This is a genomic window from Methanolobus psychrotolerans (assembly GCF_002243045.1).
GTDB classification, from domain to species: Archaea; Halobacteriota; Methanosarcinia; order Methanosarcinales; family Methanosarcinaceae; genus Methanolobus; species Methanolobus psychrotolerans.
Window position 1 is genome coordinate 35,499 of the sequence record NZ_MBKP01000029.1, and the last position, 8,238, is coordinate 43,736.

The following is an 8,238-nucleotide window of genomic DNA, read 5'->3' on the forward strand; positions in this document are numbered from 1 at the left end:
GGATGTTAACTCCGGATATAATAATAATACATATCATTTTCATTTCCATAGCGATGGCATGTGGATCAGCAGCTATATATTTCTGGGTCAAGGTATACTTTGAAACAAAAAAAGGATCTATTGCCTGGTTGCTTCTTGCACTCACATCCATATTTCTTATCACATCAGCCATATTTCCTTCTATTGCAATCAGTCTTCAAGATACAGATATTACTGAAACGATATTCCTGTTCCTTGGATTCTGGAGTGCGGTTTACACAAGTATGTTTGCTGCTGCTGGCTTTTTAATGTTTCAGGCATTTAGGACTGTACCAAGAGAAAAACTTGGTAATTTTCTTATAGAGGGCATGGTATTCACAAAACCTTCTACATCTGAAGATAATGTCAACAACATTCCGGAAGTTGATCAGATATCCACATTGCTCAGCCGGTCTACATTAATAGAATACACACCCAGGACCAGATACGAAGACTCTGTTATAGAGATCTGCCTGCGCCTTTATGGTGAAATGGTAAACACTGTCCTTGTATCCACACAACCACGTACATCCATCTATAAAGAAAAAATAGGAGATCTGATGGATATAGGTGCGATGAAATTCATAGAAATATCATCTACAAGCAAACAGGTCGACAATGTTGAAGGAATAATCAAATTGCCAACTGATGAACTTGATAAGTTTTTTGAACTTACCAGCAAGTTACCTAAAGGTTGTGCGGTAGTCTTTGAACCCCTTAGTCAGCTAATTCTTACAGAGGGAGAAAAAAGGACCTATGAATTTATGTCAGAAATGGTTGAAAGATTTGCAGCAAATGAACTACTTCTTGTTGGGATGATCAATAAGACTGCACATGAAGAACAGATTATATCCAGATTTGAAGGTCTATTCTTAAACCTTGCAGAAGAAGAAGGAACAAAGATCCGCCTCATGAAAGGAGGAAAAGAGGAATACATCCGATTCTATGTCGGAGAAAAATTCTACATGGATCAAAATGTATACGTTGAACTTGAGTAATGTCAGGAATGAGTTAAATGGATAAACAACTGGACAACTTTTCAATTGATGCCTTAAAGGAGATTGGAAGCATAGGGATGGGGAATGCAACCACCTCCCTGTCTAAATTGATTGAAAAACGAGTCCAATTAAATCTGTCCGATGCCAGAATGTTTGAGCCATCAGCCATCATTGACATGATACCTGAATCAATAACTATGACAGGTATAATGATCCCCATCCATGGAGACATTAATGGTCTTGTGATGTTGCTGTTCGAATTTGGGAATGCTGTTTATCTTAGCAACCTATTGTTGCAGAATATTGAGCACGAGGACGACCCGAATCTATATGAATCTGCACTTCTTGAAACTGGAAATATAATTGCAGGATCATACCTTAGTTCACTGTCATCGTTCCTTAATCTTAAAATAATGCATTCTGTACCTGATATCAGTATCGGACCTATTATAGATATCCTGAATAGAGGAACATCCATGATAGAAAATAAAACTGAAAATATATTGAATATTGAAACTATGTTCATGGTATATTCCTCAGAAAAAGATGTCGGAGCCGGAACGATCTATGGTGATATGTTTCTTTTGCTTGACTCGCAATCACTTGAAAAGCTGCAAAATTCAATCCAAGGTATGTTGGGATAACTTCGGATTGTTGTATTTATTGATTTTTAATGGTTGACCCCTTATGAAAAATATCTGGACACAACATCTTGAACGATCAAACAAGAAAAATCGTGATAAAGGAACTACGTTCACCAGGATGTTGCATTCCCTTGTAAGAACAGGAACTGAGACAGATAACTCTATGATACCTACGTTGTTCCTTTCAGGAGACATAGCTTCAGGAGATCTATCTTGTTCTATTGAAGATGATAAAGACATTGTTTCAGTTATAGAAGACAATAAGGCTATGCTGAGCAATGGAGGTATTAATGCTTCATATGTAGCAGAAACTGAACACATTGTATGGACAGCAAAAAGCCAGAAAGGACATGAATTGGGATTTGATTCTTTAATTCCTGATTATGTAAGGCTTTTGATGACAGAAGACGGACGACTTGTTCTCAGATACGATGTTGCTGGGGAGAGCACTTTTGAAATGCCGGTACAGTCAGAGAATGAAGCAATCCAGATAATTTGGGAAGATAACAAAACAACTGAACAATTGTATCCTGACAATCCGGAATTGAAATGGATTAAAATAGATATAATTTAATATAATACAATGAATTCAATGGTAAAGAATAAAAACTATAACGGCAATTAATATATAAATAACGTATAATAACTGATCTAACTAAGTACGAAAAGGAGACCTGTAATTATGATGGACATTGCAATTTATTCACTTGTTGATGATATGGTCAGCAAAGCAGGGACGGAAGGTGTTGTAGAATATTGGCTTCGTGTAGGTGAAAGTTATGCGGAGAGAATGGGGAAGGAAGCATATGTAGGATGGCCCGCTTTTAATGTGGCAATGAAAGATGGGAGAACGTCCCTGACAGTTGAGGGAGATGTAAATGTCCAGACTGACCTTGCTATCACTGACAAAGACGGGGATGTCATTGGATATGTATATGCTTTAAAAGTATGTCCGATGGCACCTACTATGGGAAGATATATTTCCAGGATAGGACCAATTCCTGATTCTGACACTGATGTTGCAGACAGTTATAACAACCGCATTCGGGACTCTGCTGTTTCAAATTATTGCATAACCCACCAGAAATTCAGGGAAGTTGCAGCAAACAATATCACTGTTGCAAAACAGGCACTTGAATGCCTGCAGCTGGCAAATAAAGGAATGACTGGTGAAGTGAAGATGGTGCCTGATAATCTGTCAAGGATCAATGTTGATGAAAGGCACATTAAAAGTATACTGCGTAATGCATCCTGTGTTTTTGCTCTCATTGTCAAGGGCAAGAGTGCAGGTGAAGGAATGATTGATTAATGGTGTGATTAAATGGCTGAAAATATAGGTTCAAATCCTTTTGTTGATGTATCAGTGTATCTTTTCTTCGAGGACATTTCTGATAAACAGGGTGTAGAAGGCTTTACCAATTACATGGTCGGGCAGGCAGAGTCCCTTGCAAAATCTGTGCCTGAAGAAGAATACAAGACCTGGGATGATTTTACAAATGCTGTTGTGAATGGGGAATCTGTTCTTTCATCATTTGAAAGTATCGGGCAGATTAGCAAGTATGGTTTTGTAACTAAGGTTTGCCCATTTTCCAAGGCTATCAGAGAGTACATAAAGCGAATAGGCAATTTCAATCCGGTACATATGGAAGCAACCGACCATTATAATCACACCATACAGCCTTCTGCTGCACACAGTGCATGTATGATGCACCAGACATACCGCAAGGAAGTGGCAAAGAGGATAAAGATCGGTGGAAAACCTTTACAGTATGCACAGATAGCAGCAAAAGCATACACCGGAAAGATAGCACTACCTCCCGAATCCTGGAAGAAGGTATTACTGGAAAAGGCAGGTATTTCAGAGACGCAGGGATTCATGGAGATGAGAGAGAATAGCTGCCTTTACCTGCTTTACATTGAAGAGTGATCTTTGAATTGGTTTAGAGTGGGTAGAGCAAGGTTTATACCACTCTAAAACCGATTTTCTATTGATGCAAGCTATAATTGTTTTCTTTTTATCCCTTCTAATAATACTATATCTTACCGCAAGGTTGAGACTACATCCATTTTTAAGCCTCATTATCACATCTGTTATTGCAGGCCTGCTTGCAGGTGAGGCATCGACAACTATTGATGCAATAACCAGTGGAATGGGAAGGGTATTTTCCAATTTCGCAATAATAATCACTGCAGGAAGTATAATCGGACTCATACTCCACAGGACAGGCGGGGCAAAACTCATTGCATCCGATGTAATAAATATATCCAGAAAGCCATTGATGGGGCTGAATTTATTGGGATTCATCTTTGCAGTGCCGCTTATGTGCTGTATCCTGGCCTATGTAGTATTCATCCCGGTTGCCAGGGAAATAAGAATTAAGCAAGGCTATTCTAAAGTACTCACTGCATCAGCTCTGGTTTTTGGAACTCTGGCATCATACAATCTTGTGTACCCTTCCCCTGTTATCTATTCGGCAGCTTTTGAGCTTGGAATTCTTAAGAGCGACATATTGCTGCCGGGAATAATCATTGCATTCATTGTATCTATGGCAGGATATTTTTACGCCACGAGGTTTTGCAGATTTGGGGACTTGAATGACTTTTTACAGGATAGTGAAGATGAACAGGTTGCCATTAAAGCGTCAAGTACTGGAAGAGTTGCCGCCTATATGCCAATTGGGATTCCTGTCGCGCTCATACTTGCTGATGTGTTTACAGATATTCCCCTGTTTGACCTTCTGGGAGAGCCGGATCTTGCCCTGCTTATCGGAGTGGTTCTTTCCATGGTGTTTGCATACAGGCAATATAGTCTTGATATTGTCAGGGAATTGCTGGAGAAAGCTGTAAAAAGAAGTGGTGTGGTTATTCTTGATATGTGCGGAGGAGGTGCTCTTGGAGCAACCCTTGCCATGACAGGAGTCGGGAATGAGATGGGAAAACTACTGACTGGTCTGGATATGCCGGCAATACTTGTTCCTTTTCTTATTGCCGTTGCGATACAGAGTGTTCAGGGTTCCCGTGTTGTCACAATGCTGGTGGCACCTTCTATAGTGATACCACTTGTCCCTGTGCTTGGACTTCCACCGGTGATTGTTCTCTTTTCAATGGCTTCGGGAACCTTCCTTATATCACACTTCAACGACCCGTTCTTCTGGATCTATAAGGACCTGGCAGAACTGGAGACCTCCGAGGTTCTGAGAAGTTATACGCTGGGTGGGGTTGGGATGGGAGGGTGCAGTTTGGTGCTGACTGGTTTGGCGTATCTGTTGTTCTACTGATAAAAAATGAACTGGTATTTGAATGAATCAAGTTTTCAACTGCAGTAAAGAGAGCATGTAATTGATGCGGAACAACTATTTTGAGTATTACAATAGCATTAGATTCAAACATACATACTAATAATTAATCATAGTATTCGGTAGAAAATCTTTCTCTTCCAGTTATAAGACTATTTTCGAAAAGTTTAATCGCTTCATCTTCACTCAGTTCGATCAATTTAATCTGAGATGAATAAGTTACATTGATAAGTACATTAGTACCCAGAAACATTTTAGAACTTTCCTTTTCCTTTCATTGATCTCCTATAGCTCTTTAGCCTCATGAATTTGCCTAGAACTTTTTTCCTTTTGATTTTAGCTAATACTTTTGAAGTTTTTCATAAAAATGGTGATTGTTCACACTATTGGATTCAACAATGATCTTAATTCAATAGATTCAATCCTCTAAATCAATTATCTTAGGATTAAGTTCCGCAAAACCTGCAATGGCATTGCTAAAACTATGCCATAAAACTCGCAAATCAAAGTACTATGTAATGGACAAGGGATACGATTCGGAATATATATATATATTCGCTAACAAGAGAGCAACTAGATGCGATAGCTATGATTCCTTTGAGACAAAGAAAAAGAATCAAAGGTAAGTATCGTAGAAAAATGGTATGAGAATTTGATGAAGAATTATATCATAACAGAAATCTGGTTGAAACGATGTTCTCTGTTCTAAAACGAAAATATGGGGAAGAAATCAGAGCTAAAAAGTACTGGAATCAAGCAAAAGAGGTTAAATTCAAGTTATTAATCCATAACCTTGACAGATATGTCAAGGTTATATTTATTATTCAAATGAGGATTTCTACAGAGCCTGCATTTGAATATCATTGAGATTAAGTAAATAATATCCATCCTCCAATGAGTACCAATATTCCACCGCTTATAATTTTAACATATGTTCGATATTCACGAATCTGCTTTGATAAAGTATATCCGCCTACCAACCCAACACCAATAAATGGGGTAAGTATGCCGATTGAAAATGTAAATAATAACACGATGTTTCCAAATGTTCCCTGATCAACTGTATTATTAAATAATACCAATAACATTGGTAAAGTACATGGAACTTTTACAAAGGAAAACAATATTCCTAATAAAAATAGTCCTGATATAGTACGTACATATTTTTGAGCTATGTTTTGAAAATATACATCGAAATGAATAGGAGTTTTGATTATTCCGATAAAAGATAATCCAATCCCAATTACAATTATTCCGACAATAGATGAAAATATGGTTAAATCTGGAAGTGTTTGTTTAAATATAATCAACATTGTTCCAATTACCATATATGCTACAATCAATCCGCTTCCAAATATAAGGGCATTAAACATACCACTTCTTGATGATGTGCTTGTGCCTGCAGTAAAACTTAAGATAAATCCAAGTATTGCCATTAAGCATGGTGACAATCCTGCAAATAATCCAAATGTATAAGCCATGATAATATTCATAGGCTGATCATCATTTTCATGTATAATTGGCATATCGTTATTTTTGTAGATGGGCATTGAATCATTGTTGAGATGCATATCAATTGCAGATTGTAGCGACTCTTCGGTTATTTCGATACGTGAAATTATAGTATAATTGTTTACTACGATAGCAGGTACATCATAAAATGAATATTGCTTCCATTCTTCAAACCCAGATACAGTATTGACATTTATCTTTGTAATAGTGATATTATCATTTTGGATTTCAATTTGATTAATAATTGGTTCAGATAATTGACAATCAGAACATCCAGGTTGATAGAAGTATCGAATTTCAACAGGTTGAGCAGATACACTAAATGTCATTGAAAATAGTAAAATTATAGTAATTAACCCAAATAATTTCGCATTTAGCATGATATCAAATTCTCCATATACGATCGTAGTTTATTGTATTAAGAAAATGTAAATTAACCCACCAATTAAGTAAACAAGTGGGTACATTAATGCATTAATCGGGGTTTTGTTTATTTCTCCAAAAGTGTACCATATACCAACATATTTTTTTGGTTTATATTTCCGAAGATAGAATGGATATTGAGTTAGTAAAATCATTATAAATACGGACAATAGTAAAGAACCAAGCAACATATTATTTAAATCTCCAATGTTTAACCATGCGATTCACAAAAAATAATATTTACCAATGGGATTCCATTGGTAAATATAACATTGTTATATATTTAACAATACTGTGAACAGGCAATGTCGACAGTGTTATGTGTTCCATATATGCACAATACAATGAATACAGCTCCACATATTGGTCCACATGCAGGAAATGCAGGACCTGTAAATGCTGCACAACCAAGCGCGCAAGTAGCTATGCCAGTCAATCCACACCCAATACCATAGATATAGTCATACATACTTTTACAGATGTCACAATCCATACTCGTTGACTCCATGGTTGCATTCAGATTCTTTGAAACAGCCAATTCTCCATTCAGATATAGGTTACCATTCTTGTTCTCAACAATTGTTTTCTTTTCAACACCATTGATGAATTCAAAAATATCTGCTTTTCCATATCCATCTTTTATTTCAATAACCATGTTACCAACCATGGTTGTTTCTGTATTTGAAATAAATAGAACTTTGGCTGTGTTTTTAGTATCATCTGATATTGCAGGTATGGTTACAATTGTTGTTTTTGGCGCATCAATAGTCTTTGGTTCTATTGTTTGAACGACCATGTCGCTATATTGTACCTCAAATCCCTTGTCTTGGATATCTTTGATCACAGTTCTTGCGTCTTCATCAAGAGTCATATCCAATAACGCGCTTAATTCACCAAGGCTCCCCTCAGTCTCAATTGTAAAATTTTCTGCAATACCTGCTTCAAGTTCTGACATTGATTTTGGTACACATGCTGATGCTGGAATTGTCAGTGCAATCAATAACATCATGGTTACAAAAATGGTACCAACTTTAGATTTTATGTTCATTCTTTGTTTACCTCGTTTAACTATTCAAGAGGCAAGGTTACCCAAACTTTAAACTATATTAAAGCAAACGTAACTATTCAGCCTAGCTCCCTTCCACCAAGCTGATTTCTCTCTCTACGATCAATTCTGCAATATTGGAATAAGTGAACCCTCATAGAATATTGCATTAATTGAGTCTATAACAGACATGGAATTCTTGCTAACAGTAGAAACGTATCCTCTTATCCGGCAGAAATTTCTCGCACCTTGTTCACTACGGAAGGTACCGGATATCTTCTGTTGTACTTTCGTCATTCTGA

General features: G+C 37.0%; 8 protein-coding genes and 1 pseudogene. 7 read left to right on the forward strand and 2 right to left on the reverse strand.

Annotated features, from left to right (window positions below):
• Window positions 1–2: 2 nt before the first annotated feature.
• The 7 genes and pseudogenes from BB781_RS10250 to BB781_RS10280 all read left to right on the forward strand — a co-directional run.
• The gene (locus BB781_RS10250; protein WP_094228397.1) at window positions 3–1,016 is read left to right on the forward strand and encodes a hypothetical protein; all 1,014 of its coding nucleotides are present in this window, start codon (window positions 3–5) and stop codon (window positions 1,014–1,016) included.
• Window positions 1,017–1,033: 17 nt separating this feature from the next.
• Window positions 1,034–1,660 carry a chemotaxis protein CheC gene (locus tag BB781_RS10255; RefSeq protein ID WP_094228398.1) on the forward strand — a complete coding sequence of 209 codons (627 nt, stop codon included), beginning with the start codon at window positions 1,034–1,036 and terminating at the stop codon, window positions 1,658–1,660.
• Between the two features lie 43 nt (window positions 1,661–1,703).
• The gene (locus BB781_RS10260; protein WP_094228399.1) at window positions 1,704–2,234 is read left to right on the forward strand and encodes a hypothetical protein; all 531 of its coding nucleotides are present in this window, start codon (window positions 1,704–1,706) and stop codon (window positions 2,232–2,234) included.
• A gap of 108 nt (window positions 2,235–2,342) precedes the next feature.
• Window positions 2,343–2,969 carry a hypothetical protein gene (locus BB781_RS10265; protein WP_094228400.1) on the forward strand — a complete coding sequence of 209 codons (627 nt, stop codon included), beginning with the start codon at window positions 2,343–2,345 and terminating at the stop codon, window positions 2,967–2,969.
• Window positions 2,970–2,981: 12 nt separating this feature from the next.
• Window positions 2,982–3,587: a hypothetical protein gene (locus tag BB781_RS10270; RefSeq protein ID WP_094228401.1), complete on the forward strand. Its 606-nt coding sequence runs from the start codon at window positions 2,982–2,984 to the stop codon at window positions 3,585–3,587.
• 64 nt (window positions 3,588–3,651) lie between these two features.
• Window positions 3,652–4,938 carry a GntP family permease gene (locus BB781_RS10275; protein WP_094228402.1) on the forward strand — a complete coding sequence of 429 codons (1,287 nt, stop codon included), beginning with the start codon at window positions 3,652–3,654 and terminating at the stop codon, window positions 4,936–4,938.
• A gap of 473 nt (window positions 4,939–5,411) precedes the next feature.
• Window positions 5,412–5,823: pseudogene (locus BB781_RS10280) on the forward strand (transposase); the annotation flags it as partial.
• 2 nt (window positions 5,824–5,825) lie between these two features.
• Here the strand turns inward: BB781_RS10280 and BB781_RS10285 are convergent.
• The gene (locus tag BB781_RS10285) at window positions 5,826–6,848 is read right to left on the reverse strand and encodes an urease accessory protein UreH domain-containing protein (protein ID WP_094228403.1); all 1,023 of its coding nucleotides are present in this window, start codon (window positions 6,846–6,848) and stop codon (window positions 5,826–5,828) included.
• Window positions 6,849–7,174: 326 nt separating this feature from the next.
• The gene (locus BB781_RS10295) at window positions 7,175–7,939 is read right to left on the reverse strand and encodes a hypothetical protein (RefSeq protein ID WP_094228405.1); all 765 of its coding nucleotides are present in this window, start codon (window positions 7,937–7,939) and stop codon (window positions 7,175–7,177) included.
• Window positions 7,940–8,238 lie beyond the last annotated feature (299 nt).